Raw genomic sequence first — 24,820 nt, forward strand, 5'->3', positions numbered from 1 at the left:
GACGCCGTTGGTGCTGCAAGAGCAGGCCCCCTCACCCACCCTTCCCCAGATGCTCCAGCGCGTCCTCGGCGCGCAGCGGCACCCGCGACGCCTCGTTGTTGAGATCGACGAGCTGCACCAGGAGCCCCATCAGCGCCTTGCGGTCGGCGGGTTTCAGCGGCTCCAGCATCCGCGCCTGGGCGCGCTCGACAGCCGGGATGATCTCGCGCAGGATCGCGGCGCCTGATTTCGTCAGATAGAGCAGCTTGATGCGCTTGTCTTCGGGCGCCGGCTTGCGCTCGATAAAATCCTTGGCCTGCAGCCGCTCGATCACGCTGCCGAGCGTGGAGCGGTCGAAGGCGATCACCGCCGACAGCCGTGTCGCGTCGATGCCGGGATGGGTGTGGATCGCGATCAGCGCCGCATATTGCACCGGCGTGAGATCGAACGCCTTGCACTCCTCCATGAAGATCGAGACTGCGATCTGCTGCATGCGCCGGAACAGATAGCCCGGCGCGGCATAGACCGCGTCGATCGTGATCGGAGGGGCGGGTTTACTCGGCATCGGGCTGCTTCTCCGGGGCCGCATTGGCGAAGGCCGGTAGCGCCTTGGCGGCGGCTTCCGCCTTGAGCAGGCGCGGATAGGCGGCGACGTCGACGCCGAAGCGGCGGGCGTTGGCGAGCTGCGGCACGAGACAGAGATCGGCGAGCGTCGGCGCATCGCCGAAGCAGAACGGCCCCGCCTCGTCCTTGATCAGCGTCTCGCACGCCGACAGTCCTTCACGATTAACCCAGGCCGCCCAGTCCTGGACCTTCTCCTCGGCGAGCCCAAGCTCGCGCAGCCGCGCCAGCACCTTCAGGTTCTGCACCGGGTGGGTGTCGCAGGCGATCGCCAGCGCGAACGCCCTCACCTTCGCGCGCCGCAGCGAATCCTTCGGCAGCAGTGGCGGATTGGGATGCGTCTCGTCGAGCCATTCGATGATGGCGACCGATTGGGTCAGTACCGCTCCCGCATCGTTCTCCAGCGTCGGCACCAGCCCTTGCGGATTGATGGCGAGATAGGCGGGTGCACATTGCTCGCCCTTGCGAAGATGATGCGGCAGGTGCGCGGCACTGATGCCCTTGAGGTTCAGCGCGATCCGCACGCGGTAGGCGGCGCTGGAGCGGAAATAGCCGTGCAGCTTCATCGGAACCCTCCCGTTTCGTTCTTGTTCGTCACGTTGACGCTACCTAGATCATCAGTATACTGTCAATCAACAAAACGAACGGGAGCCGCACCATGGAAGCCGTGACCAAGACGCCGGAACGCGAGGCGTTCTACCGGAAGATCGACGGCGAAAACCTCACCGCGCTGTGGACGGTGATGAGCGATTTGATCACGCCGGAGCCGAAGAGCGCCTGCCGCCCGCATCTCTGGAAGTTCGACGTTATCCGCGACTACATGACCGAGGCCGGCAAGCTCATCACCGCCAAGGAGGCTGAACGGCGCGTGCTGGTGCTTGAGAACCCCGGCCTGCGCGGCCAGTCGAAAATCACGACCTCGCTCTATGCCGGCGTGCAGATGGTGGTGCCCGGCGACGTCGCGCCCGCACACCGGCACAGCCAGTCGGCGCTGCGCTTCGTGCTCGAAGGCAAGGGCGCCCACACCGCGGTCGACGGCGAGCGTACCGCGATGGAGCCCGGCGACTTCATCATCACGCCGTCGATGACCTGGCACGATCATTCCAACGAGACCAGCGAGCCGATGTTCTGGCTCGACGGCCTCGACATTCCCCTGGTGCAGTTCTTCGACTGCTCATTTGCGGAAGGATCGAAGGAGGACCAGCAGACGATCACAAAGCCTGCCGGCGACAGCTTTGCCCGCTACGGCCACAATTTGCTGCCGGTCGACGGGAAGCGATCGTCCAAGACCTCGCCGATCTTCAGCTATCCCTATGCCTACACCCGCGAGGCGCTGGAGAAAGCCCGCGCGAGCCAGGAGTGGGACGCCTGCCACGGATTGAAGCTGAAATTCAGCAACCCCGAGACCGGCGAGTTCGCCATGCCGACCATCGGCACCTTCATCCAGTTGCTGCCGAAGGGTTTCAAGACCGCACGCTACCGTTCGACGGACGCGACCGTGTTCTGTCCGATCGAGGGCAAGGGACGCAGCCGCATTGGCGACGCCGTTTTCGAATGGGGCCCACGCGATCTGTTCGTGGTGCCAAGCTGGCAGTGGGTGACGCACGAGGCCGACGACGACGCCGTGCTGTTCAGCTTCTCGGATCGCCCGGTGCAGCAGAAGCTGGATCTGTTCCGGGAAGATCGCGGGAACGCGTGAGCTGCCGGTCTCGTAGGGTGGGCAAAGGCGCCCTTGCGCCGTGCCCACCACATTTCAGCGACTGATGAAAGAGATGGTGGGCACTTTCGCTTTGCCCACCCTACGGCCGCGGCGATCGTGGCTACCGCCAGTGCAGCAACCTTGTCTCTAGCCAGCCGATCACCTTCCCCACTGCCAGCCCGAACACCGACAGGATCACCACGCCGGCAAGCAGCTGATCCGTCTGCATCAGATTGCCGGCCTGGAGCACGAACGCGCCGATGCCGTATTGCGCGCCGATCATCTCGGCGCTGACGACGAGCAGCAGCGCGACCGACGCCGTGATGCGGAAGCCGGCGAGGATCGCGGGCAGCGCGCCGGGCCAGATCACCTTGCGCACGATGGTGGCAAAGGGAACGTTGAAGCTTTGCGCCATGCGGATGAGGTTGCGCGGCACCGCATCGACGCCGCTATAGACCGAGATCGCGGTCGAGAAGAACACACCTAACGCAATGGTCGCGATCTTCGGCTCTTCGCCGATGCCGAGCCAGAGAATGAGCAATGGCAGCAGCGCGATCTTCGGGATCGGGAACAGCGCCGAAATGAAGGTGATGCCGACGCTGCGCGCCAGCCGCGACAGGCCGATGGCAAAGCCGACGGCGACGCCGGCCGCGGTGCCGAGCAGCCAGCCGACGCCGATGCGCAGCAACGAGGCCGAGAGATGATGCCAGAGCGCGCCCGAGACCGCGAGTTCGTAGATCGCCCGCGCGATCGCGGCCGGCGCCGGCAGGAACAGCGGATTGACGAGCCCGGCGCTGCCGGCGGCCTGCCAGATCGCGATGACGAGGGCGAGCGCGATCCAGCCGCCGAAGCGGCTGCTGGCGGGCACGAAGCCCGCGCCACGGAAGCGGACGCGCCGGGCCGGCTCATTCTTCGCAGACCCTTCCGCCGGCGCGCGATCAAGCATGCTGGACCTCGCGCTCGGCATCGATCGCCTCGTTACGGATCAGCGACCAGATCTGGTTCTGGAGCGCCAACAGCTTTTCACGCGCGGCCGTCTCGCCGCGCGCCGCCCGCGTCATCGGCACGGTGACGACCTCGCGAATGCGGCCCGGCCGCCGCGACAGCACCACGATGCGATCGGCGAGCCGTGCGGCCTCCTCGAGATTGTGGGTGACATAGACCGCGCCCATGCCGCCATCGGCGAGCAGGTGGACGAAGTCCTCCATCAACAGCTCGCGCGTCTGCGAATCCAGCGCCGACAGCGGCTCGTCCATCAGGAGAATGGCGGGCTTGACCGCGAGCGCGCGCGAAATGCCGACTCGTTGACGCATGCCTCCGGAGAGCTGCTTTGGATATGTTGTGCGGAAGTCGGTCAGCCCGGTGCGGCGCAGGGCGTCGTCGACCAGCGCGCGGCGCTGCGCGGCCGAGAGCTGGGTATGCAGCAGCGGGAATTCGACATTCTCCTCGACCGTCGCCCAGGGCAGCAACGCGAAATCCTGGAACACGAAGGTCAGCGGATTGAGGCTGTCCGCCGGCGGCGCGCCGCGCAGCTCGGGCGCGCCCGAGGTCGGCTGCAACAGCCCGCCGAGGATCGACAGCAGCGTGCTCTTGCCGCAGCCCGACGGCCCGACGATCGCCACCACCTCGCCGGCGCTGACGGTGAACGAGACATCGTCGAGCACGGCGAGATCGCCGAAGCGATGGCTGATGTGGTTGGCGATCAGGTCCATGAGATACCTTTCACTCTCCATCCGTCATCCTGAGGTGCGAGCATTGCGATGCAAATGCATCGCGATGGGAGCCTCGAAGGATGAGCGGCCCCGCTGCATCCGGGCCGTGCATCCTTCGAGGCTCGCTGCGCGAGCACCTCAGGATGACGGGGTGAGAGAGGGACTCGCAGCATCAATCCGCCTTCACATGGTCCTTGGCGATGATCGTGTTCACATCAAAGCCCTTGTCCGCGAAGCCCTGCTCCTGGAGCCATTTGATCTGGTTGTCGACGTTCTTGACGTCGAGCTTGCCGTCGGGATCGATATAGGCGCAATTGCCGACCACCTGCTCGACCGGCAAATTGGTGTATTTTGCGATGATCTCCAGCAGCGGCCTGGTCTGCTCGTTGATCGGCGCGACGCCGTCCTTCATCGCGGCAAGGATGACGTCGTGATACTCGCGATCGGCTTTCGCGAGCACGCCGAGAAACTTTGTCACCAGCACCTTGTTGGTCAGCGTCTTCGGCGAGGCGAAAACTGCGCCGAGCTGCCACGGCGTCTCGTCGCCGACCCAACCCAAGAACTTCGCGCCGCCCTCGTCCATCAGCTTTCGCGCGGTGGAGATCGGCAGCAGCGCCGCATCCACGGTTTCGCCCTTCAGCGCGGCGGCGGCGTTCGACAGCGATTGCAGCGGCACGATCTTCACGTCCGCGAGCTTGAAGCCGTATTTGTCGGCGAGCAGCCCCAGCGAATAGTGAAAGCTCGATCCGACCTGCGTCACCGCCACACGCTTGCCCGCGAGGTCCTTCGGCGTCTTCAGCCCGGCAGCATAGGCGTTGTTGCTGGCGAAATAACCTATCAGGGGATAACCGGCCTTCTCGCGGCTCATGCCGCCGATCACTTTCAGCGTGCCTTTGCCGGCGAGATTGTAGAGACCCGCCGTGAAGGCGGTGACACCGAAATCGACGTCGCCTGAGGTCGTCGCGACCGCGATCGGCTGCGCCGCATCGAAGAACTTCAGCTCGACGTCGAGGCCGGCCTCGCGGAAATAGCCCTTGTCCTGCGCAATGAAGACGGGCGCGGACGACGACAGGCGGAGCACGCCGACCCTGGCCTTCAGCGCGTCTTCGGCCCGGGCCGTGCCCATCGCAGTGATCGCCATCAGGCCAGCTACTGCGAGCCGCGCAATCCCGATCATCCCGTTTCCTCCGTCGTCGTTCTCTCGGTCGTTCTGTTACAACCGTCACAAACCTTCAGGCACGGGCTGGTCCCGCCCGATGAAGGCGCCCTGTTGTTTCAACGTTTCCTGCAATTTTTCAACCGGGATGTCACGCGGGATCCGGTTTCCGGACAGCGCGAGCGCTGCGGCGGAACCGGCCGCCTCGCCCATCACGAAACAGGCACCGGAGACCCGCGCCGCCGACTGGCCCTCATGGGTCATTGAGGCGCAGCGGCCGGCGACCAGCAGATTGTCCACGCCCTCGGGCACCAGCATCCGGTAAGGCAGCTCGTTATAGCCGCGCGATTCCGGGATTGGCGGGAAGGTGAAGACGACGTCGCCGGGAACATGGGCCTCGATCGGCCAGCCATTGACGCCGATGGAATCCGCGAACGAGGCGCAACCAAGCACGTCCTCGCCGCTGAGCTGGTATCCGCCCCTGATGCGGCGGGTCTCGCGGATGCCGAGCTGCGGCGGCAGGTCGACGATGTAGGACTTTTCAAAGCCCGGCACGGTGCTGCGCAGGAACTCGAATGCGGCCAGCGCCTGCTTGCGGCCCTCGATCTCGCCGCGGGTGAGGTCGTCGGGCTCGACGCCGTTGATGGCATGGCCGTCCTCACGCGCCACTTGCGTGAAATTCACCCGCCATTCGATGCCTGATTTCTGCGGACGCACGATCGCGCTCTTGCGCGGGAAGGTGTGGGTGCCGGCAGCGAGCGCCTTCTCCATCAATTGCGGGATGGTCCGCCAGGCATCGCCGGCCTTCTCGGGATCGATGCCGTTGAGACGAAGCATCATCGAGGGGTACATCGGATGGCCGTGCTCGTCGCCGACCTCGAAGGGCGCTCCGGCCCAGACCGCGAGGTCGCCGTCGCCGGAGCAATCGATGAAGATCTCGGCGCGGACCGCCTGCCGTCCGGCCTTGGTCTCGACCAGCAGCGCGTCGATGCGGCTGTTATCGCCCATTACGACGCCGGCGCCGAGCGCATGGAACAGGATGTGCACTTTGTGGCTTGCGAGCAGCTCGTCAGCGGCGATCTTGTAGGCCGCGGTGTCATAGGCCTGGGCAAAGACCTTGCCGAGGATCAGATGCGGCGCATTGAGGCCGTTCAAATGATCGATCCGCGCCAGCAGCTCGGACGCCATGCCCTGCACCAGACGGTGGGCCTGACCGTAGACATTGCCATGCAGGCCGCAGAAATTGGTGACGCCCGCAGCCGTGCCCATGCCGCCGAGGAAGCCGTAGCGCTCGATCAGCAGCGTCCGCCGCCCGGCGCGCGCCGCGGAAGCCGCCGCCACGATGCCGGCGGGGCCGCCGCCGAGCACGACGACTTCATATTCGCCATAGAGCGGCACCTGTCGTGCCGGTTCTTCGATCATCATGGCCCGCATGGCGCGTCCTGCTCCCAATAATCCTTTGCTTGGAGGCGACTATGAATTAACGCGCATAAAGCTACAATCCACCAAAATACGCGATCAGCTTTCGCGAATCGAGAAAGGTCGACATGGACATCCTGGTGAACCTTCAGGCCTTCCTCGCCACCGCGGATGCGGCCGGGTTCTCCGCCGCCGCGCGAAAGCTCAATGTCTCGACCTCGGTCGTGGCCAAGCGCGTCACACAATTGGAGACGCGGATCGGCACGCCGCTGTTTCATCGCTCGACCCGGCAATTGCGCCTGACGGAAGCCGGCCAGCGCTACGTGCATCGCGCCCGCAGTGTCGTCACCGACGCCACCGACCTGCTCTCGCGCATGGGCGAGAAGGGCCACGATCTCGTCGATCACCTCCGCATCAAGGCACCGACCTCGCTCACGGTGGCGCGGCTCGCGGACGTGTTCAGCGCATTCCAGACCAAGAACCCGCGATTGAAACTCGAGATCGTGCTGATCGACCGCCCGGTCGATCCCGTCACCGAAGGCTTCGACATCGCCATCGGCGCCTTCCCGCATTCGTTCGGCGGCGTGGTCGACGAGCCGCTGTGCCCGCTGAAACGGCTGCTCTGCGCCTCACCTGCCTATTTGAGGAAGCACGGCGCGCCAAAGCATCCGCGCGACCTCGTCGAGCATCGCTGCCTCAGCTTTCTGCCGACCGGCCCCGAATGGATCTTCGATGGGCCGCGCGGGCGCATCAGCATCCAGGTCAGCCCGCTGCTCTCCTCCAACGAGGGCCATGTGCTGGCGCGCAGCGCGATCACCGGCAACGGCATCGCGCTGATCTCTCACTATCTCGTCGCGGATGCCTTGCGCGACGGTACGCTCAAGCCGGTGCTGCGCGCCTTTCCAATTCCCGAGCTGTGGGTGAAGGCCGCGATCCCCGAGCGGCGGCGCAACGCCGCCGCGGTGCAAGCGCTGCTCACTTTGCTCAAGACGTCGCTCGCGCCGTCGCTGTAGGCCGTGTCGCGCGCTTGTCACAACATGGCAGTTGCTCTCGCAACGAGGACCTGAGAGAAGGGCTCGGATGGATTCGATTATTTTGAAATTCGCTTTCGCCGCCCTGACCGCTTTCGCGATCTCAGCCACCCCCGTCTCGGCCGTGGAGCAAAGTTGCCGCTTCATCCAGGCCAAGCCCGATCGCGAAGCCTGCTACAAGCGACAGGAAGAAGAACTCGCGGCCAAGCGCAAGCCCGCCGCGCCGGCCGACGAGAGCAATACGTTGCAATCGCTCCGCCAGATGCGGCAGGACGACGACGCCGTCTATCGCAGCATCAATAACATCTGCCGCGGCTGCTGACGTTCAGCTCTTGCCGCCCCCCCAATTCGCCGCCCGCTTCTCGGCGAATGATGCCAGCCCTTCCGCCGCCTCCGCGCTCTGGCGCTTGAGCGAATGCAGGTGCACGAGCCGCGTGTAAGCGGCATCGTCCACCGCCATCCCGCCGAACGAGCTTTCCAGCGCGAGCCGCTTGGTCTCGGCCATCGCCTCCGGCCCGTTGGCGAGCAATTGCTCGACGACCTTGGCGCCGGCGGCTTCGAGATCGGCGAGCGGCACCACCTCATGCACGAGACCAATGCGCCGGGCGTCCTCGGCGCCGAAACGTTCACCTGTCAGCGCGTAGCGGCGGACCTGCCGTACACTAATGGCATCGCAAAGCTGCGGGATGATGATGGCCGCCGTCAGGCCCCAGCGCACCTCCGTGATGGAGAACAGCGCATTGTCCGCCGCGATCACGACGTCGCAGGCCGCGATCACGCCGGTGCCGCCGCCAAAGCAGCCGCCCTGCACCAGCGCGATCGTCGGGATCGGCAGCGTGTTGAGCCGCTGCACGGCCTCGAAGGTCGCACGCGACGCCGCCTCGTTGGCCTCGGCCGATTGCGGCCTTACGCCGTTGATCCATTTGAGGTCGGCGCCGGCCTGAAAATGCTTGCCATTGCCCCGGAGCACGACGACGCGAAGGTTGGACTTCCTGCCGAGATCGTCCATGGCCGCAAGCACGCCTGCGATCAATGCACCGTCATAGGCATTGTTCACTTCGGGCCGGTTCAACGTGACGGTCGCAACCCCACGCGCATCCAGGGTCCACAGGACGGGGCTGTCAGTCATCGGCGATCCTCCGGTCGTTTGTTTGCCATTTGTTTGCCCTGCACTATGACCGAGGCCGCTCGTTCCGATCCATATCTTTCCGGCGTAGGGCGGCCGCGTCCATCGCATGGCGGCTTGTGTCATGCTGCAGGCGGGCACATCCAAGGATCAGGGACGGGACATCACACCATGCGCATCTGCATTTTCGGCGCGGGCGCCGTCGGCAGCCATATTGCGGTTCGGCTGGCGCGTGCCGGCCACGAGGTCTCGTGCGTGATGCGGGGGGCGCATCTCGAGGCGGTCCGCGCCAATGGCCTCAAGCTGCGCGTCGGCGATTCCGAGGTCACCGCCAAGGTGAACGCCTCCGGCGATCCGGCCCAGCTCGGCCCGCAGGACGTTGTGATCAGCACGCTCAAAGCGACCGCACTTACGGGACTGGTCGCCAGCATAAAACCGCTGCTCCAGGACGACACCGCGATCGTCTTTGCGCAGAACGGTATTCCCTGGTGGTACGGCATCGGCCTGCCGCCGCGGCATCCGACGCCGCCTGACATTTCCTTCCTCGATCCCGGCGGGCGCTTGCGCGCATGCATCCCGAAAGAGCGGATCGTCGGCGGCGTCGTCTTCTCCTCCAACGAGGTGACCGCGCCCGGCGTGGTGCAGAACCTGACGCCGGATCGCAACCGCCTGCTGATCGGCGAATGCGACGATCGCAATTGCGAACGTATCACCAGGCTTCGCGGCGTGCTCAACGATGCGCGGCTGGAATCGCCGCCGGTGGCGGAGATCCGCGAGGCGATCTGGTCAAAGCTTCTGACCAACATGTCATTGTCGGTGCTGTGCCTGCTCACCGGCCAGACCGCGCGCGGCGTGCGCGACGACCCGGCCTTTGCCGAGGTCATTCCGCGCATGCTGAACGAGGCCAACGACATCGCGCAGCACTTCATCCCCGAGGTCAAGCGCGTGACACGCAGCGGCCCCGCCCCCAATCACAAGCCATCGCTGCTCCAGGATTACGAGCTCGGCCGCGCCATGGAGATCGACGTGCTGGTGAAGGCGCCCGCCGCCTTCGCCCGCACCGCCGGCCTGTCGACGCCGACGCTCGACCTGATCGCCGCGCTCGCGATCCAGAAGGCGCGCGACAAGGGGCTTTATTCGGCCTGAGCTTCAGGCAAGTTGGTCGATCCAGGCCGCGAGCGTGTCCAGCACCTCTGTCAGCGCCTCTTCATTCGTTCGGCCAGACTTTTTCAGCACTGCGAAGGAGTGATCGCCGCCTTCGACCTTATGCAGCGTCGCCCTCGCCCCGAGCGCATCGATCACGGGCCTGAGGAGGCCGAGATCGGCGAGCCCGTCGCGCGTGCCTTGCAGGAACAGCATGGGAATCTCGACATGGGCAAGGTGCTGGGCGCGCTCCGCCGATGGCTTCTTGTCCGCATGCAGGGGAAAGCCGAGGAAGGCGAGCCCTTTGACATCAGGTAGCGGAGTCTTCGACTGCGCCTGCGAGGTCATGCGCCCGCCGAACGATTTTCCGCCTGCGACCAGTTTCAACCCGGGACACAGCCGCGCCGCCTCCGCGACCGCCGCGCGGGTCGCTGCGTGCGCGACCGCTGGCTGGTCGGGACGGCCCTGCTTTTTCTCCATGTAAGGAAAATTGAAGCGAAACGTCGCGATGCCGCGATCGGCAAGACCCGCCGCAATCCTGTCCATGGATGCATGCCGCATGCCTGCGCCCGCACCATGCGCGAGCACGTAGCAGGCGCGGGCATTATCCGGCTGCGTCAGGATCGCCGAGACCGTGCCGATGCGCTCGATGTCGAGCTTGAGCTCTTGAGTTTTGGTCGCCACAATCAGCCATCCCGACAGATGCGTTTCCGGCCGCCTTGGTAGCGTCACCGGCGCAGCCTGAAAACACAATAATTGCCGCCACCGACCAGCCTACCAAGCTGGAAAGCCGCATTGACCGAGGTGACCATGTCCTACCGCTCCTCCTGGATGACCGAAGAGCTCGAAATCTTCCGCGACCAGTTCCGGAAATATCTCGCCAAGGATCTGGCGCCGCATGCCGAGAAGTGGCGCGAGCAGAAGATGGTCGACCGCTTCGCCTGGCGCGGGCTCGGCGAGATGGGCGCGCTGCTGGCGAGCGTGCCGGAGGAATATGGCGGCCTCGGCGCCACCTTCGCCTATGACGCCGCCGTGCTCGACGACCTCGAAAGCACGGTGCCGGAGCTGACGACCGGCGTCTCGGTGCACAGCGCCATCGTCGCGCACTACATCCTCAACTACGGCTCGGAGGAGCAGAAGAAGCGCTGGCTGCCGAAGATGGCCTCGGGCGAGATGGTTGGCGCCATCGCCATGACCGAGCCCGGCACCGGCTCGGATTTGCAAGCCGTGAAGACCACCGCGAAGAAGCAGGGCAATTCCTACGTCATCAACGGCCAGAAGACTTTCATCACCAACGGCCAGGCCGCCGATCTCGTCATCGTGGTCGCGCGCACCGGCGACGCCGGCGCCAAGGGCATTTCGCTGATCGTGGTCGAGACATCAGGCGCGGAGGGCTACAAGCGCGGGCGCAACCTCGACAAGATCGGCCTGCATGCCTCCGATACCTCCGAGCTGTTCTTCGACAACGTCACGGTGCCGCCGGAAAACCTGCTCGGCAACGAGGAAGGCCAGGGCTTCGTGCAGCTCATGCAGCAGCTACCGCAAGAGCGGCTGTCGCTCGCCGTCGGCGCCGTCGCGTCGATGGAACGCGCCGTAAAACTCACCACCGATTACACCAAGGAACGGAAGGCGTTCGGCAAACCGCTGATGGATTTCCAGAACACCGCCTTCACGCTCGCCGAGCGCAAGACCGAAGCGATGATCGCGCGCGTCTTCGTCGACTGGTGCATCGAGCGGCTGATCGCAAAAGACCTCGACACCGTCACGGCGTCGATGGCGAAATACTGGTGCTCGGACAAGCAGGTCCAGACCGCCGACGAATGCCTCCAGCTGTTCGGCGGCTATGGCTACATGCAGGAATATCCGATCTCGCGCATCTTCATCGATTCCCGCATCCAGAAGATCTATGGCGGCACCAACGAGATCATGAAGCTGTTGATCGCAAGGTCGCTGTAGCGCAGCTACTTCATCCGCCTGTCGGCCGCGACGAAGTCGATGAAGGTCCGCACCTTCGCGGAGAGGTATTTGCGGCTCGGATAGACCGCGAACAGCTTTCCCTCGAAGATGACGTGCCCGGGCATGACGTGCTCGAGCCGTCCGGCGGCGATGTCCTCGGTGACAAGCCATTTCGGCAGGAAGGCGAGACCCATGCCTTCAAGCGCAGCCATGTGCAGCAGCGTTTCGTTGCCGCTGCGCAGCACCGGATTGAGCTTGACGGTTTCGGTGCCGTGCTCGCCCGTGAAGGAGAAGCTCTCGCCCGGATAAAGCGCGTAATGCAGCAATGCCTGGCCGGCGAGGTCGGCCAGTTTGGTCGCGCGTCCCGCCGGTCGAGATAGGCGCGTGTTGCGACCATGTGGAAGGGACCCTCGGGCGCGCGCCTGCTGCAATTCTATCGCGAGCAGAGCTAGCGCTGCTTAATTCGGATGCCACCACCGGCCGCCGATGACGACGCCTTCCGAGGCGATCTTGCGATCGCCGATCAGGTGCTCGCCGACGACGTCTTCATAGTCGAACTGGCCTTGCCTGACCGAGATCAGCGTGGCGTCGCCGACGCTGCCCGGCTTGAGGCTGCCGAGTTCGGGGCGCCGCAGCGCCATCGCCGCGTTCACGGTCGAGGCCGCGACGACGTCGGACAGCGACATGCCCATGCACAGGAATTTCGACATGGTCGTGACCTGGTCGAAGGCCGGCCCGTCGATGCAGAGCTGGTGGATGTCGGAGGAAATCGTGTCCGGATAGAAGCCGTTGGCGAGCATCGCGCGCGCCGTCTTGAACGCGAACGAGCCCTTGCCGTGGCCGATGTCGAACAGCACGCCGCGCTCGCGCGCGTCCAGCACCGCACGCTTCACGGTGCCTTGCGCGGTCGCGGGCGTGTTGGGGAAGGGCCGGAACGCATGGGTCAGCACGTCGCCGGGGCGCAGGCGCGCCAGCACGTCCTCATAGCTCGGCGGCGGATGGTCGATATGCGCCATCAGGGGCATGCCGACCTCGTTCGCGACCTCGAGCGCGATGTCGAGCGGCACGATCCCCGACGTGCCCGAGGAGTGCAGCCCCACGCGCACCTTGATGCCGACGATGAGGTCGCGGTTGGCATCGGCCACCTTGGCCGCCTCGATCGGATTCATCAGCCGCAACTCCTCGCTCTCGCCGACCATGATCCGGTGTGAGAAGCCGAAGATGCCGGCATGCGAGACGTGCAGATAGGCGAGGATGCGCACCTGGCTCGGCTCGATCACATGCTTGCGGAAGCCGGCGAAATTGCCGGGGCCGGCGCTGCCGGTATCGACCGCCGTCGTGACGCCCGAAAGGCGGCAGAATTCCTCGGCGTCGATGCCGAGCGAGGTACCGCCCCAATAGACATGGGTATGCAGATCGATCAGCCCCGGCGTCACGATGAGCTGCGAGACGTCGCGCACATCGGTGCCCGGATCGGCCTTGAGCCCGGTCCCGACCGCCGCCACCTTGCCGCCGGAAAAGGCGACATCGGTCACGGCATCGAGCTTCTGGGAAGGGTCGATCACCCGCCCGCCGCGCAGGATCAAGTCGAAAGGCATCATCATCTCCGGATAGGGCAGCGAGGCGAGGCCGGCATCTAGGCCAGGCCAGGAAGGAAGCCCGTTGCTTCTAGCAATTTTTGCGCCGAGGGGCTTGGCCAACAACGACGATGGCCCATGACAAATTGGCGATCCCGGGATGACTCGAACATCCGACCTACGGTTTAGGAAACCGCCGCTCTATCCGGCTGAGCTACGGGACCGCGGAACCCGTGGGTACGGGTTCGGCCCCCTCATAGCAGAGCAGGATACGGTTCGCCAGCCGCAAGGCGGGCCGGATCATCGTCAACCTGAACAAGGCGGCTGTACAATCGCGACCAGGTCAATCTCGGCGGAGCAGCTCACATGATCGAAAGCATCAGCGCCATCACGCTCGGCACGCATGACATGGGGCGCGCCGTGCACTTCTACCGGTCGCTGGGGTTCGAGCTCCTGTATGGCGGCGAAACCGCCGCATTCACGAGCTTTCGCGCCGGCACCGGCTATCTCAACCTGACTGCGCAGCCGGAAGACAAGCGCTGGTCCTGGTGGGGCCGCGTCATCTTCTACGTGGCCGATGTCGACGAGACCTACGCGCAGGCGCGCGTTGCCGGGTGGCAGCCATCGACTACGCCGCGCGATGCCGAATGGGGTGAGCGCTACTTCCATCTCACCGACTCCGACGGCCATGAGCTCAGTTTCGCACGGCCGTTGTCATGACCGAATAAGTCGCATCTGCTGACGCTCCAACGCGCGAGTAGCGCTGTCTCAGCCGCCGTGGCAAACTCGGCACGCGTTCCTCAAGTTCTAACCAGGGAGGACGACCATGGTAACCTATGTCGTGCTGGGGAACTTCACGGATCAGGGAGTCCGCAACGTCAAGGACTCGCCGAAGCGGGCCGAAGCCTTCAAGGAGATGGCCAAAACGTTCGGCGTGACTGTGAAAGAGATCGTCTGGACGCAGGGACGATATGACGTTGTGACCGTTCTCGAGGCTCCAGATGAGGCTGCCGCGATGTCGCTCAGCCTTAGTCTCAGCGCACTCGGCAATGTCCGCACCGAAACGCTGCGCGCGTTTTCGGCGGCAGATATGACAAAGATCGTCGGCAAGATGCTCTGACGCTCAAGCCCGCGCGAGCGCACCGGACCTGCCACCGGACCCGGGATGGCAATCCCGGGCAGAGGCCTCTCATGCCTTGATATTGTTGTCCCTCACCACCTTGCCCCAATAGGCGACCTGCTTGTCGAAGAAGGTCTTGAAGGCGGCCCCGTCCTGGAGCAGCAGCGTCATCTGCTGGGTCTCCTTGAGCTGGGCGGCGGTCGCGGGCTCGCTCAGGATCTCCCTGGACGCCGTCGCCATGGCCGCGACGACATCAGGCGGCGTGCCCGCGGGCGCAAAGATGCCCCACCAGGCAAGTGTCTCGAAATCCGGAAAGCCCGCCTCGATCGCGGTTGGCGTATCCGGCAAGGCCGGCAGCCGCTCGCGGCCGAGTTGCAGGATCGGCCGCAGCATGTTGGTGCCGAGCTGGGCCGAGACCAGCGCCGCCGATCCCGCGATCAGATCGACATGGCCGCCGAGCACGTCGTTCATCGCCGGGCCGCCGCCGCGATAGGGCACGTGCATGATCTCGACGCCGGCCTTGGTGCCGAGCACCGTCATGGCGAGATGGCCGAGCGTGCCGATGCCGACGGAGGCATATTTCACCGCGCCGGGCGTCGCCTTGCAGGCAGCGACTACGTCGGCAAAGCTCTTGTAGGGACGGCCGGCGCCCGCCGCGATCACATAAGGCGCTGTGCCCACCAGCAGCACCGGCATCAGCTCGCGCTCGACATCGACCGGCGGCTTGTCGAGGATGGACGGGATCACCGCGTGGGAATCGAAAGTGACCAGGAACGTCGCGCCGTCCGGCGGGCTCTTGGCAACCTGCGCCGCGCCGAGCGCGCCGGCGGCGCCCGACTTGTTCTCGACCACGACGATGCGGTTGAGCTTTGTCTGCAGATTGGCCTGCAACAGCCGCGCCATCGCATCGGTCGAGCCGCCCGGCGGAAACGGCACCACCAGCGTGATCTTGCCGGCCTGCGCCACCGCTGGCGCGATTGCGAGAATAGCGGGCGCTGCCAGCAGCGTGCGTCGTGTGATCGTCATGGTCCCCCTCCCCTTTGGTTTTGCGCCTGGCTTTTTGCTCTTTGGCGCCTACGTCGTGCCGAAGCCCGACCCCGCTTTCTTGTATTCTGGCCGTGGTGGACTGAAGATGTCCAGCACGCGGGCCCCATCGGGGCCCGCGCGCATGGTGTGCGGCACATTGCCGGGCGTGCGCCAGAAATCGCCCTTCTTCACCGAAATTTCCTCATCACCCTGGACGCGGATGGCGGAGCCGTCGAGCAGCACGCCCCATTGCTCCTCGGGATGATGATGCAGCGTGCCTTGCGCATGCGGGGCCAGCGTCACCACCGACAGCATCGCCTGCTCGCCCGAGAAGATGCGCGTGGTGACCCCCGCCGCGAGCTCGCGAAACAGCCCGTCGCTGGTGTCGTTGATGTTGTGAAATTCGTCCTTCTGGCTCACGCCGCCCTCCCCTTCATTCTGATCTGATCAGGATTTGCCGTAGGAGCCCTGGTAGCGGCCCTCGCGGATCGCCTTCATGGTCTCCTCCTCGCGCGCGACCTGGGCGCGGACGGCTTCCAGCAGCGCCGCGGCGCCGGCGGCGGGGAACGAAACCACGCCGTCCTCGTCGCCGACGACGATGTCGCCGGGCGAGATCACGCTGCCGCCGATCGTCACGGGCACGTTGATCTCGCCGGGACCGTTCTTGTAGGGGCCGCGGTGGATCACCGCGCGAGCGTAGCAGGGAAAGTCGTCGGCCGCGAAGGCCGCGACATCGCGGATCGCGCCGTCGATGACATAGCCTTCGGCTTTGCGCCACTGCGCGATGTTCTTCATGATCTCGCCGACCAGTGCCCGCGTCTCGTCGCCACCGCCGTCGACCACGATGACGTCGCCGGGACCGACCAGTTCAAGTGCGCGGTGGATGGCGAGATTGTCGCCGGGACGCGTGCGCACGGTGAAGGCCGTCCCCACCAGCTTGCCGCCGCGATGATAGGGCTTCAGCCCCACTGCGCCCGGCAGCCGGGCGAGATTGTCTGAAATGACCGAGGTCGGCGCGCCGCGAAAACCCTCGATGATCTCGGCCGGCGGCTTCGGCACGCTGTTCGCTGCGATGGTGATCGTCATGTCTCAATCCTTCTGTATTCTTCTTATTCGGCGTGCGCCCGCGCCTTCGCCGGCCGAATCCGGAAGGCGCGCCCTTCCTTCATCCACGCCGCGCGCTCGTCGCGCAACAGTGTGCGGCGAACTTTTCCGGAATCATCGCGCGGCGGGGCGCTGACGATCTCGAAGCTCTCGGGGTGCTTGTAGCGGCTGAGCCGGTCCTTCAAGAAGTCCGCCATGCCGTCGGCGATGACCTGGCCGTCCGCGTCCGGCTCCGGCTCGACGATGGCGTGTACGCGCTGGCCCAGTTCCGGATCGGGCAATCCCACCACCACGCAGGACCGCACACCGGGAGACTCTGAGACGGCCGCCTCGACCTCGGCCGGATAGATGTTGGCGCCGCCGCGCAGCACCATGTCGGCGAGACGGTCGCCGAGATAGAGATAGCCTTCCGCGTCCAGCCGGCCGATATCGCCGAGCGACTCCCAGCCGTCCGCGCGGCGCTTCGGCTCGGCGCCGAGATAGTGATAGGTGGCGTCCTTGCCGTCATTGTTGAGGAAATAGATCTCGCCAGTCTCGCCGGGCGCGACGTCGTTGCCGTCCTCGCCGACGATGCGCAAGCGCGCCATCTCGCCGATCTTGCCGACCGAGCCCTTGTGCGTCAGCCATTCCGTGCCGGATATGATGCACGAGCCCTGCCGCTCAGTGCCGCCATAGAGCTCCCAGACCCGCTCCGGCCCGAGCCAGGCGATCCAGTTTTCCTTCAGCCAGGGCGGCATGGGAGCGGCCATGTGAAACACGGTCTGGAGGCTCGACACGTCATAAGAGTTGCGCACGCTCTCCGGCAACGCCCAGATCCGGTGCATCATGGTCGGCACGAAATTGACCCATTGCACGCGCTCGCGCGCGATCTGGCGCAGCGTCTCCTCGGCGTCGAACTTGACGAGGCCGGTGAGCTGGCCGCCGGTGAACAGCGCGTAATGCGACACGATGAACGGCGCATTGTGGTAGAGCGGACCGGGATTGAGCAGCGAGACGCCGAACGGGATGTTGAGCGGTGGCGCGGCGACCGTGTCGGTCACGGCCGGCTGATGATCGAGGATCACCTTTGGCCGGCCGGTCGAGCCGCCGCTGGTCATGGCTTTCCAGTAGCGTGCCACCGGCGGATCGAGCGGCTCGTCCGAAAAACCTTCCGGCACGAAATCCGCCGGCAGGCGGTTCGGCGCGTTCCAGTCGGCCTCGCCGCCGACCACCAGCGCCGGCTTCAGGATGTCGAGCACCGCGGCGGCTTCCCCGCGCGGCAGCCGCCACGACAGCGACGTCGGCGTCGCTCCGCACTTCCATACCGCAAACGAGGTCTCGAAGAACGCGTTGCCGTTGGGCAAGCCGATTGCGACAAAGTCGCCGGGCTTGACGCCCTTGGCCATAAACGCCCGTGCGCGCCGATTGGCGCCGCGTTCGAGCTCGTCCCAAGTCAGCGTATCCTGCCCGTGGCGGACGGCGATCGTGCCTTGCGGTTTGCGTTGAGCGTACCAGCGAGGCACGTCGGACAGGGGCAGCAGCATCAGGCGTTTCCACTTCTTCTTGGCGTCGTCTCAGGATGAGGCGTCGCGAGACGAAGTGTAACAGCCGGAGCCAACGCTTCAAGGCATCTACCTTCAAGGCATCCGCCTTCAAGACGTCCGCATCAGCGCTCCGCCCCGCAGCCCGGAATATCGAACAGCGCCGCGAGGCCGCATTTCGAGTTCAGCATCTTGTCGCCGTCATGGCCGACGCCGGCGACGTCCCAGACCCGGTGATTGGGCGTGCCGCGGTCGCGCCTGGCCATCGCATCCGCATAGGCGTGGCCGCGGGCGTAGCGAGTGGGACCTTGCGCCTCGGCCATGCAGCTCTTGTCCAGCGCGGAGTGCTTCGGATTGGTGTCGAGCGTGCCGAGCAGATAGATCACCTCGCGCTCGACATAGCGCTGCTCCAGCGCGGCCGGCGTTGCGTTCGCAAGATAGGGCGGACGCCCGTCCATGCCGTATTTCCAGTTGTTGTAGCCCGGGCAGGATGCGGCGATCGCCGGCACGGGCCGCGTGCCGCTGAAATAGGCGTAGGAGGAAGGATTGGCGACGACGTAACGAATGTCGATGTGCTGGCGTGACAGCGCCGCCTCGCCTTTGCCGGCGATGGCATAGCGTTGCGCGACCTGGCCACCGCCGGAATGGCCGGCGATGACGACCTGCTTCAGGTTCGGGAACATGCGCCGGTCCGAGAGTTTTGCGAGGATCGCATCGAGCGCCTCGAAGGAAGACACCGGATTCGGCGCCAGCGCAGCGTCTCCGCCCTCCCATCCCTCCAGCGACCAGCGCAGCATGTCCGCGGGCAGCTTGTGCGCTTCGATGTCGATCTCCGCCAGAAACTGCGGCACGATCATGAGTGCGGCCTTGCCGTCGTCCCCCGCTGCAACCTGCGCAGTATGGGCCGCCATATAATATTCGTCGGCATTGCGCAGGCGTCCGTGCAGCACGATGATGGCGCGCGAGATCGCCGGCAGCGGCAGCGACCAGTCGCTGGAGAGATAGAGCGGCAGCATCCCCTGGCCGCCGACCGAGAGCCGCGCGTCGGCAATCGCCCTCACCGGCTTGCGGTTGGGCGCTTCTTCGTCCGCTGCGAACGCATGGCAGGAAATGAACGCCAACGTGATTGCGGCGAGACGGGCCAACGCTCTCATGACCGACATTCCCCTTCGAATTCAAACCGGTAAAAGTCTAAGCGGATCATGTGCCGCGTGGCTGTGCCTCCCGCGCCACGTCAAGCAAAAAATGTCAGCATTCCAGCCATGAAATTCCCGAGTTCCACGGGTGACAAGCCGGCGATAAAGGGGCAAAAATCGGACCCGACTCGGTTCGGGTTGAGTTTTGCAAGGAATGCTCTCGTAGAATGTCGGACGTAGTTGCATCGCGTCGTGCGGCGCTTGTCGCTGCCGCAGCAGGATGTTTTCTGCTGACGCCGTTGCATGCCCATGCGCAATGGTGGAAGCGCGCGCCTGTCGATTTCGAGGAATGCGCCGACGCCGCCGAGAGGGCCGCGAACAAGACCGAGAAGACGGCTGCGCTTGCCGATTGCAATGCCAAGTTCGCCGGGCGCCGCAAGGCAGGCGGCGGCTATTCCTATTACGATTTCCTCCAGGACCGCACCTTCGACATCGCAGGGCCCAATCCGACGCCGGAGGAGCAGAAGAAGATCGACGAATCCTACACCGCCTATCTCGCCAATCAGCGCCGCAGCAATGAGGCGGCCCAGGCCGCCGCGCGCCAGCAGCGCGAGCAGCAGGAACAGCAAGCGCGGCAGCAGCAGGAACAGCAAGCGCGGCAGCAGCAGGAACAACAAGCGCGGCAGCAGCAGGTCGCACTGCGAACCGAGGTCGAGCGCGTGCCCGTCCCGGTCGAGCGGCCGAAGGTGCAGCAGTCCGCCAGCCCGCGACCGAAGAGCGCACCCTGCACCAAGGGCTCGTTCTCCTGCGAATGGCCGCGGCTATCGGAAAGCCTGAGCGATCTGAAGAAGCTGTTCACCCCGGCGCCAAGCAAGCCGGCGAAGAAGGGGTAAGCCGCGACTTCAGCCGTCGCTGCGCTCGCAATGACGAGTTGGAGGGATATTCGTGCCCCCATCCTCAGTTCGGATGCTTCTTCTTGACGCGCTTGGGTGCGGGTACCGATTGACTCCCCGGCGCCGTTGTCGTCGGCGAATTGCCCAACTGCGACCTGCTCTCCTGCAACCGCCTGTCATAGCCGGGCGAGTTCACGACCGTTGGCGGCCTTGCGTCGGCGAGCGTCGACGCGGCGCAGAGCGCGGCCAGCGCGAGCCCGATCATCAGACAACGCCTCATCGTTGCTCCTCCCGCCGCCCGGCTCGCACTCAGGCGGCTCCGCGGATCTGCTGCGGCGTCAGCCGCGGCGGACCATTGCCTGCCGCCTCGGCCTGCTTGATCAGCGCAACAATGCGGCGCATCAGCGGCACGTCGACGTTGTTCTGCTCGGCGAGTGCGATGACTGCGCCCTGGAGATAGTCGATCTCGGTCTTGCGGCCCTGCTTCAGGTCCTGCCACATCGAGGAACGCGCCTCGGGATCGATCCTCATCGTTCGCCCCAGGATCGCATTGAAGATCACATCGGGCAGCCGCAGCAGGGTCGGCGTCCACCTCAGCGGGATCGGCGTCGCCGAGACCGGCGTGATGCCGGCGGCCTTCATCGCGGTCACGCCTTCGGCCATCTGGTCGGCGAACAGTTTCCGCCAGTCGCGGTTCGCCAGTTGCGCGGCGAGCGGCATGTCGGACAGGGCGCTGAGCGCATTGTTCAAATTGATGATCAGCTTGCCCCATTGCACGCCGGTGATGTCACGGCTTGCCCGCACGGTGAGGCCGGGCACCGACAGTGCGGCGGCCGTATTCGCCTCATCCTCGCCGACGTGGATGTCGCCGGACGTCGAGCGGTGAAAACGCCCCTCGCCCATCGCGATCACGTTGAACGGCACCATGCCGGCGAGCACGCGCCGGCCGCCGAGCCGCTCGCGCAGAACCGCGACATTGCCGACGCCGTTTTGCAGGGAGACGATGACGGCGTCCTGCGGCGCGTGCTGCGCGATCTGGTCCGCGACACCGGCGGTGTCGGCGCTCTTCACCGTGACCAGCACGATGCCGGCGTTGTGGAAGATCGCGGGATCCTCCGACAGCGCGAGTTGGCCCGCGCCGAGCTTTTTCTCGGAGCCGTCGAAATCGGTCAGCCGCAGGCCGAACCGCTCGATCTCGGTCTTCACCCGCGGCCGCAACAGCAGCGCGACGCGGCGGCCTGAGGCCGCCAGCCGGCCTCCGACGAAACAGCCGATGGCGCCTGCGCCGGCCACCACGATCGGTCGATCCGCAACCACCTGACCTAGCTCCCTTGAATGACCCGCCCTCGATAGCAGAGGCAACGCCGGCTGCCCATTGGTTGCAGTGCATTCGCCTTGTAACCGTCATGAGAGCCTCATATGTTTTTGCCCCGGGGGCTGTCACCGGCGAGAACTCGCCGACGAGAACGAAGGAGAGCACCATGGGTCTACTCGACGTCCTCAACGGCATGCAGAATGGCCCCCGCGGCCCGAGCACGCCCAGCTCTGAGCAATCCTCCGGCGGCATGTCGCCAATGACCATGGCGCTGCTCGGCCTGATCGCCTGGAAGGCCTTCAAGCATCTGACGGCAGGCCAGCCCGACGCGGCGCCGGCACCACAGCAGCGCTCGCCGCTGCCGCCTCCGACGCCTGTCAATACGGGCAGCAGCGCTGTTCCCGGCGGCCCCGGTGGTAGCGGCGGCCTCAGCGACCTGCTCAAGGGCGGCCTCGGCGGCCTGCTCGCGGGCGGCGCTGCCGGCACCGTGTTGAGCGGCGGTCTCGGCGATCTCCTCAACCAGCTTCAGCAGGGCGGCCACGGCGAGGCCGCGAATTCCTGGGTCGGCAAAGGCGAGAACAAGGCGATCGCACCCGGCGATCTCGCCAGCGCCCTCGGCGCCGACCAGATCCAAAGCCTGTCCGCCCAGAGCGGCCTGTCGCGCGACGAGCTGCTCTCCGGCCTCAGTCAATATCTGCCGCAGGTGATTGATCACCTGACGCCGGATGGACGGCTGCCGACCGAGAACGAGCTTTCGGGTCGGATCTGATTTTAGTCAAAGCGAGGGGAGCACGGACATGAGCATGGGCGGACTATTGTGGATTATCGTGGTCGGCTTCATCGCCGGCCTCATCGCGCGCTGGCTCGCGCCGGGGCCGAACAACCCGAGCGGCTTCATCCTCACCACCATCCTCGGCATCGCCGGCGCGTTTCTGGCCACCTTCGTCGGCCAGGCCATCGGCCACTATAGTCCCGACCAGGGCGCCGGCTTCATCATGGCCACGATCGGCGCGGTGGTGGTGCTGTTCATCTGGCACCGCCTGGTCGCGAGCGGCGTGATAAAAGGGTAGCGGTGCGGGACGTCGGGCACGACGCTGCCCTCGCACTCCGTCATTGCGAGGAGCCCTTGCGACGAAGCAATCCAGACTGTCCGCGCGGACGCTCTCTGGATTGCTTCGCTTCGCTCGCAATGAGGATTAAGTAATCAAATGCATCCCCGCATCCATCCGCACGACCTCGCCGGTCATGTTGCTGGAGGCCGGCAGCGCCAGGAAGCAGACGAGCTGCGCGATGTCGTCAGCGGTTGATGCGACCTTGAGCGGCACCTTCGCCACCACGCTGTCGCGCACCTGCTTGGCGCCCGCCTCGCCGCGCCCCTTGGTGAACCAGGGCGTGTCGATATAGCCGGGGCACACCGTGTTGACGCGGATCAGCGGCGCCAGCGCGCGCGACAGCGACAACGTCATGGTGTTGAGCGCGCCCTTGCTCGCCGCGTATGCGATCGACGAGCCGACGCCGCTGATGCCGGCAACCGAAGACACGTTGACCACGGCGGACGGCCGCCCCGACGCCTTCGCGCCGGCCTCGAGCAGGCTGCGCGCCGCGCGCACCATCTGGAACGGGCCGATGGTGTTGACGCCGTACAAGCGCTGGAAATCTTCAGCCGACAATCCATCGAGATCGGCATGGGCAACATGCTTGGTGGTGCCGGCATTGTTGAAGAGCACGTCGAGCCGGCCCCAGCCGGCTGCCGCGGCAACGATCTTACGGCAATCCTCGTCGCGCGAGACGTCGCCCTGTGCGACCAGAACTTCCGGAGAGCCCGCCTTGCGGCACAGCTCTGCCGTGGCCTCGGCTTCCTTCTGGCTCGAGGAATAGTTGATGACGAGCCGCGCCCCGCTCCGTGCGAGAATTTCCGCGGTCGCTGCACCAAGTCCGGATGCGGACCCCGTCACGATTGCGCACAAGCCGTCTTTTGCCATCCGGATTTCCTTCCCCGTTATTGAGTTGCTGGCGCCTTGTTTAGCGAGTTTGCCGCGCCCTGCAAATCAAGCAAACTCCGCTAAGCGGAATTAGCTTATCGCCCATGCCTGCGCCGCAGGTTGACCTGCGATCAACGCTTGTCAGGGCCATGGCTTTTTCCGATCATCGGGCGCAAGAAGAGACCGCGCGCCGGCCCATCGGGCGGGACGCGCCAATGGCAAAACACGGGGAACGCTGTGGCGGAGAGTGACAATATCGTCGTCGAGACCGCGGAGAAGATCTTCGCCGATCTCGCCGATCCGCAGACCATCAACAATGACAAGAAGGATTCGTGGCAGGCGCCGCTGTGGCACGCGCTGAGCGAAGCTGGCCTGCCTTTGTCCTGGGTGCCCGACGATCTCGGCGGCTCCGGCGCCAGCCTCGCCGACGGTTTTGCGCTTCTCAATGCTGCCGGCCGCTTCGCAGTCGCGGTTCCCCTGGCCGAGACCATGCTGGCGGGCTGGCTGCTGGCGCAGGCCGGGATTTCTTCGCCGGAAGGTGAGATGACAGTGCTGCCGGCGTCTCCGAAGGATCGCATCACGCTCGATGCCGACGGCGCGCTCTCCGGTCGCGCCCGCGGCGTGCCATTTGCGAAAGCGGCAAAGCATTTTGCGGTGCTGGCGCACGGCAAGGACGGCGTCTCCATCGCGCTGGTCGATGCAAGCAAGGGCCGGATCGAATCCGGGCTCAACGTCGGCTACGATCACAGCGATACCGTGACGCTCGACAAGGTCCAGCCCGTCACCGTCAAGCCCGCGAAGGGTTTTGACCAGACCACGCTCATGCTGATGGGCGGCGTCGCGCGCAGCCTTCAGATCGCGGGCGCGCTGGAAGCGATGCTCGACATCTCCGTGCGCTATTCCAACGAGCGCGTCGCGTTCGAGAAGAAGATCTCGAAGTTCCAGGCGGTGCAGCACAATCTCGCGCGTCTCGCCGGCGAATCCGCCGCCGCACTTGCGGCCGCAACCTCCGCGGCCGACGCCATCGCGAACGCAAAGTCATTCGATGACGAGGTCTACCTCGAAGCCGCCTCGGCAAAGATCCGCTGCGCGGAGGCCGCGGAAAAAGGTGGCGCCATCGCGCATCAGGTGCACGGCGCCATCGGCTTCACCAGCGAGCACATCCTGCACCGCTTTTCGCTGCGGGCGCTGGCCTGGCGCGACGATTTCGGTTCGGAGAGCCACTGGGCCGTCGAGCTCGGCAAGCTGGTCGCAAACCGCGGCGCCGACGAATTGTGGCCGCTCGTGGCTTCGCGCTGATCAGAG

The 24,820-nt window shown here is 65.5% G+C and carries 29 protein-coding genes and 1 tRNA gene; 11 read left to right on the top strand and 19 right to left on the bottom strand.

The annotated features are described in order from the left end of the window. Positions 1 to 31: 31 nt before the first annotated feature. Positions 32 to 544: a MarR family winged helix-turn-helix transcriptional regulator gene (locus JQ627_RS19165; RefSeq protein ID WP_212485708.1), complete on the bottom strand. Its 513-nt coding sequence runs from the start codon at positions 542 to 544 to the stop codon at positions 32 to 34. After that, positions 534 to 1,166: a maleylacetoacetate isomerase gene (maiA, locus tag JQ627_RS19170; RefSeq protein WP_212485709.1), complete on the bottom strand. Its 633-nt coding sequence runs from the start codon at positions 1,164 to 1,166 to the stop codon at positions 534 to 536. The genes JQ627_RS19165 and maiA overlap by 11 nt, the downstream gene beginning before the upstream one ends. A gap of 92 nt (positions 1,167 to 1,258) precedes the next feature. Between maiA and gtdA the strand changes: the two genes are divergently transcribed. Further along, the gene (gene gtdA / locus JQ627_RS19175; RefSeq protein ID WP_212485710.1) at positions 1,259 to 2,299 is read left to right on the top strand and encodes a gentisate 1,2-dioxygenase; all 1,041 of its coding nucleotides are present in this window, start codon (positions 1,259 to 1,261) and stop codon (positions 2,297 to 2,299) included. A gap of 121 nt (positions 2,300 to 2,420) precedes the next feature. On the opposite strand, the gene JQ627_RS19180 is transcribed toward gtdA, so the two are convergent. The 4 genes from JQ627_RS19180 to JQ627_RS19195 all read right to left on the bottom strand — a co-directional run bounded on the left by JQ627_RS19180 (position 2,421) and on the right by JQ627_RS19195 (position 6,601). Further along, a complete protein-coding gene (locus JQ627_RS19180; protein ID WP_212485711.1) occupies positions 2,421 to 3,245 on the bottom strand; it encodes an ABC transporter permease in 825 nt (274 codons plus the stop codon). Next, complete coding sequence (locus JQ627_RS19185; protein ID WP_212485807.1) at positions 3,238 to 4,011, bottom strand: ABC transporter ATP-binding protein; 774 nt, start codon at positions 4,009 to 4,011, stop codon at positions 3,238 to 3,240. The genes JQ627_RS19180 and JQ627_RS19185 overlap by 8 nt, the downstream gene beginning before the upstream one ends. 172 nt (positions 4,012 to 4,183) lie before the next feature. Next, positions 4,184 to 5,188 (bottom strand): ABC transporter substrate-binding protein, encoded by a 1,005-nt coding sequence (locus JQ627_RS19190; RefSeq protein ID WP_212485712.1) that lies wholly within the window; start codon positions 5,186 to 5,188, stop codon positions 4,184 to 4,186. Between the two features lie 45 nt (positions 5,189 to 5,233). Beyond that, entirely contained in the window at positions 5,234 to 6,601 is a 1,368-nt protein-coding gene (locus JQ627_RS19195) for an FAD-dependent oxidoreductase (protein WP_212485713.1), read from the bottom strand. Positions 6,602 to 6,714: 113 nt separating this feature from the next. On the opposite strand from JQ627_RS19195, the gene JQ627_RS19200 reads away from it, so the two are divergent. Both JQ627_RS19200 and JQ627_RS19205 read left to right on the top strand, forming a co-directional pair. Next, positions 6,715 to 7,599 (top strand): LysR family transcriptional regulator, encoded by an 885-nt coding sequence (locus tag JQ627_RS19200; RefSeq protein WP_212485714.1) that lies wholly within the window; start codon positions 6,715 to 6,717, stop codon positions 7,597 to 7,599. A 67-nt stretch (positions 7,600 to 7,666) separates the two neighbouring features. Then, entirely contained in the window at positions 7,667 to 7,939 is a 273-nt protein-coding gene (locus JQ627_RS19205) for a hypothetical protein (protein WP_212485715.1), read from the top strand. A 3-nt stretch (positions 7,940 to 7,942) separates the two neighbouring features. Here the strand turns inward: JQ627_RS19205 and JQ627_RS19210 are convergent, their stop codons facing one another. Next, positions 7,943 to 8,746, bottom strand: coding sequence for an enoyl-CoA hydratase-related protein (locus JQ627_RS19210; protein ID WP_212485716.1), 804 nt, complete (start codon positions 8,744 to 8,746; stop codon positions 7,943 to 7,945). Between the two features lie 168 nt (positions 8,747 to 8,914). Here JQ627_RS19210 and JQ627_RS19215 point away from each other — a divergent pair, with 168 nt between their 5' ends. Then, positions 8,915 to 9,889: a ketopantoate reductase family protein gene (locus tag JQ627_RS19215; protein ID WP_212485717.1), complete on the top strand. Its 975-nt coding sequence runs from the start codon at positions 8,915 to 8,917 to the stop codon at positions 9,887 to 9,889. 3 nt (positions 9,890 to 9,892) lie between these two features. Here the strand turns inward: JQ627_RS19215 and JQ627_RS19220 are convergent, their stop codons facing one another. Beyond that, entirely contained in the window at positions 9,893 to 10,570 is a 678-nt protein-coding gene (locus JQ627_RS19220; RefSeq protein ID WP_212485718.1) for an alpha/beta family hydrolase, read from the bottom strand. A gap of 126 nt (positions 10,571 to 10,696) precedes the next feature. Between JQ627_RS19220 and JQ627_RS19225 the strand changes: the two genes are divergently transcribed. Beyond that, positions 10,697 to 11,842, top strand: coding sequence for an acyl-CoA dehydrogenase family protein (locus JQ627_RS19225; RefSeq protein ID WP_212485808.1), 1,146 nt, complete (start codon positions 10,697 to 10,699; stop codon positions 11,840 to 11,842). A 5-nt stretch (positions 11,843 to 11,847) separates the two neighbouring features. Here JQ627_RS19225 and JQ627_RS19230 read toward each other — a convergent pair whose 3' ends face one another. The 3 genes from JQ627_RS19230 to JQ627_RS19240 form a co-directional block, all read right to left on the bottom strand. Continuing rightward, positions 11,848 to 12,168, bottom strand: coding sequence for a LysR substrate-binding domain-containing protein (locus JQ627_RS19230; protein WP_249143187.1), 321 nt, complete (start codon positions 12,166 to 12,168; stop codon positions 11,848 to 11,850). Between the two features lie 132 nt (positions 12,169 to 12,300). Further along, on the bottom strand, positions 12,301 to 13,440 hold the full coding sequence (locus tag JQ627_RS19235; RefSeq protein ID WP_212485719.1) for an amidohydrolase/deacetylase family metallohydrolase: 1,140 nt from the start codon (positions 13,438 to 13,440) through the stop codon (positions 12,301 to 12,303). Positions 13,441 to 13,566: 126 nt separating this feature from the next. Further along, positions 13,567 to 13,643, bottom strand: a tRNA-Arg gene (locus tag JQ627_RS19240). 142 nt (positions 13,644 to 13,785) lie between these two features. Between JQ627_RS19240 and JQ627_RS19245 the strand changes: the two genes are divergently transcribed. Together JQ627_RS19245 and JQ627_RS19250 are read left to right on the top strand one after the other, a co-directional pair. Beyond that, positions 13,786 to 14,139, top strand: a complete 354-nt coding sequence (locus JQ627_RS19245) for a glyoxalase/bleomycin resistance/extradiol dioxygenase family protein (RefSeq protein WP_212485720.1) — start codon at positions 13,786 to 13,788, stop codon at positions 14,137 to 14,139. A gap of 106 nt (positions 14,140 to 14,245) precedes the next feature. Then, on the top strand, positions 14,246 to 14,539 hold the full coding sequence (locus tag JQ627_RS19250) for a GYD domain-containing protein (RefSeq protein WP_014490344.1): 294 nt from the start codon (positions 14,246 to 14,248) through the stop codon (positions 14,537 to 14,539). A gap of 69 nt (positions 14,540 to 14,608) precedes the next feature. Here the strand turns inward: JQ627_RS19250 and JQ627_RS19255 are convergent, their stop codons facing one another. From JQ627_RS19255 to JQ627_RS19275, 5 genes are all read right to left on the bottom strand, one after another. Then, positions 14,609 to 15,565, bottom strand: a complete 957-nt coding sequence (locus JQ627_RS19255) for a tripartite tricarboxylate transporter substrate-binding protein (RefSeq protein WP_212485721.1) — start codon at positions 15,563 to 15,565, stop codon at positions 14,609 to 14,611. A gap of 48 nt (positions 15,566 to 15,613) precedes the next feature. Next, positions 15,614 to 15,985 carry a cupin domain-containing protein gene (locus JQ627_RS19260; protein ID WP_212485722.1) on the bottom strand — a complete coding sequence of 124 codons (372 nt, stop codon included), beginning with the start codon at positions 15,983 to 15,985 and terminating at the stop codon, positions 15,614 to 15,616. Between the two features lie 27 nt (positions 15,986 to 16,012). Further along, positions 16,013 to 16,651: an RraA family protein gene (locus tag JQ627_RS19265; protein WP_085399166.1), complete on the bottom strand. Its 639-nt coding sequence runs from the start codon at positions 16,649 to 16,651 to the stop codon at positions 16,013 to 16,015. A 23-nt stretch (positions 16,652 to 16,674) separates the two neighbouring features. Next, complete coding sequence (locus JQ627_RS19270) at positions 16,675 to 18,192, bottom strand: AMP-binding protein (protein ID WP_212485723.1); 1,518 nt, start codon at positions 18,190 to 18,192, stop codon at positions 16,675 to 16,677. 122 nt (positions 18,193 to 18,314) lie between these two features. Next, positions 18,315 to 19,343 (bottom strand): alpha/beta hydrolase, encoded by a 1,029-nt coding sequence (locus tag JQ627_RS19275; RefSeq protein ID WP_212485724.1) that lies wholly within the window; start codon positions 19,341 to 19,343, stop codon positions 18,315 to 18,317. A 209-nt stretch (positions 19,344 to 19,552) separates the two neighbouring features. Here JQ627_RS19275 and JQ627_RS19280 point away from each other — a divergent pair, with 209 nt between their 5' ends. Next, positions 19,553 to 20,218, top strand: a complete 666-nt coding sequence (locus JQ627_RS19280) for a hypothetical protein (protein WP_212485725.1) — start codon at positions 19,553 to 19,555, stop codon at positions 20,216 to 20,218. 64 nt (positions 20,219 to 20,282) lie between these two features. Here the strand turns inward: JQ627_RS19280 and JQ627_RS19285 are convergent, their stop codons facing one another. Both JQ627_RS19285 and JQ627_RS19290 read right to left on the bottom strand, forming a co-directional pair. Beyond that, positions 20,283 to 20,498 carry a hypothetical protein gene (locus JQ627_RS19285; RefSeq protein ID WP_212485726.1) on the bottom strand — a complete coding sequence of 72 codons (216 nt, stop codon included), beginning with the start codon at positions 20,496 to 20,498 and terminating at the stop codon, positions 20,283 to 20,285. A 29-nt stretch (positions 20,499 to 20,527) separates the two neighbouring features. After that, entirely contained in the window at positions 20,528 to 21,535 is a 1,008-nt protein-coding gene (locus JQ627_RS19290) for a 2-dehydropantoate 2-reductase (protein WP_212485727.1), read from the bottom strand. A 164-nt stretch (positions 21,536 to 21,699) separates the two neighbouring features. On the opposite strand from JQ627_RS19290, the gene JQ627_RS19295 reads away from it, so the two are divergent. Continuing rightward, the gene (locus JQ627_RS19295; RefSeq protein ID WP_212485728.1) at positions 21,700 to 22,302 is read left to right on the top strand and encodes a YidB family protein; all 603 of its coding nucleotides are present in this window, start codon (positions 21,700 to 21,702) and stop codon (positions 22,300 to 22,302) included. Between the two features lie 28 nt (positions 22,303 to 22,330). Beyond that, positions 22,331 to 22,603, top strand: a complete 273-nt coding sequence (locus JQ627_RS19300) for a GlsB/YeaQ/YmgE family stress response membrane protein (RefSeq protein ID WP_083636342.1) — start codon at positions 22,331 to 22,333, stop codon at positions 22,601 to 22,603. Positions 22,604 to 22,729: 126 nt separating this feature from the next. On the opposite strand, the gene JQ627_RS19305 is transcribed toward JQ627_RS19300, so the two are convergent. Continuing rightward, positions 22,730 to 23,515, bottom strand: coding sequence for an SDR family NAD(P)-dependent oxidoreductase (locus tag JQ627_RS19305; RefSeq protein WP_212485729.1), 786 nt, complete (start codon positions 23,513 to 23,515; stop codon positions 22,730 to 22,732). 237 nt (positions 23,516 to 23,752) lie between these two features. Here JQ627_RS19305 and JQ627_RS19310 point away from each other — a divergent pair, with 237 nt between their 5' ends. Beyond that, positions 23,753 to 24,814: an acyl-CoA dehydrogenase family protein gene (locus JQ627_RS19310; RefSeq protein WP_212485730.1), complete on the top strand. Its 1,062-nt coding sequence runs from the start codon at positions 23,753 to 23,755 to the stop codon at positions 24,812 to 24,814. Positions 24,815 to 24,820: the final 6 nt, after the last annotated feature.

Origin of the sequence: Bradyrhizobium liaoningense (assembly GCF_018130785.1) — a bacterium.
In the GTDB taxonomy this organism is placed as follows: domain Bacteria; phylum Pseudomonadota; class Alphaproteobacteria; order Rhizobiales; family Xanthobacteraceae; genus Bradyrhizobium; species Bradyrhizobium liaoningense_A.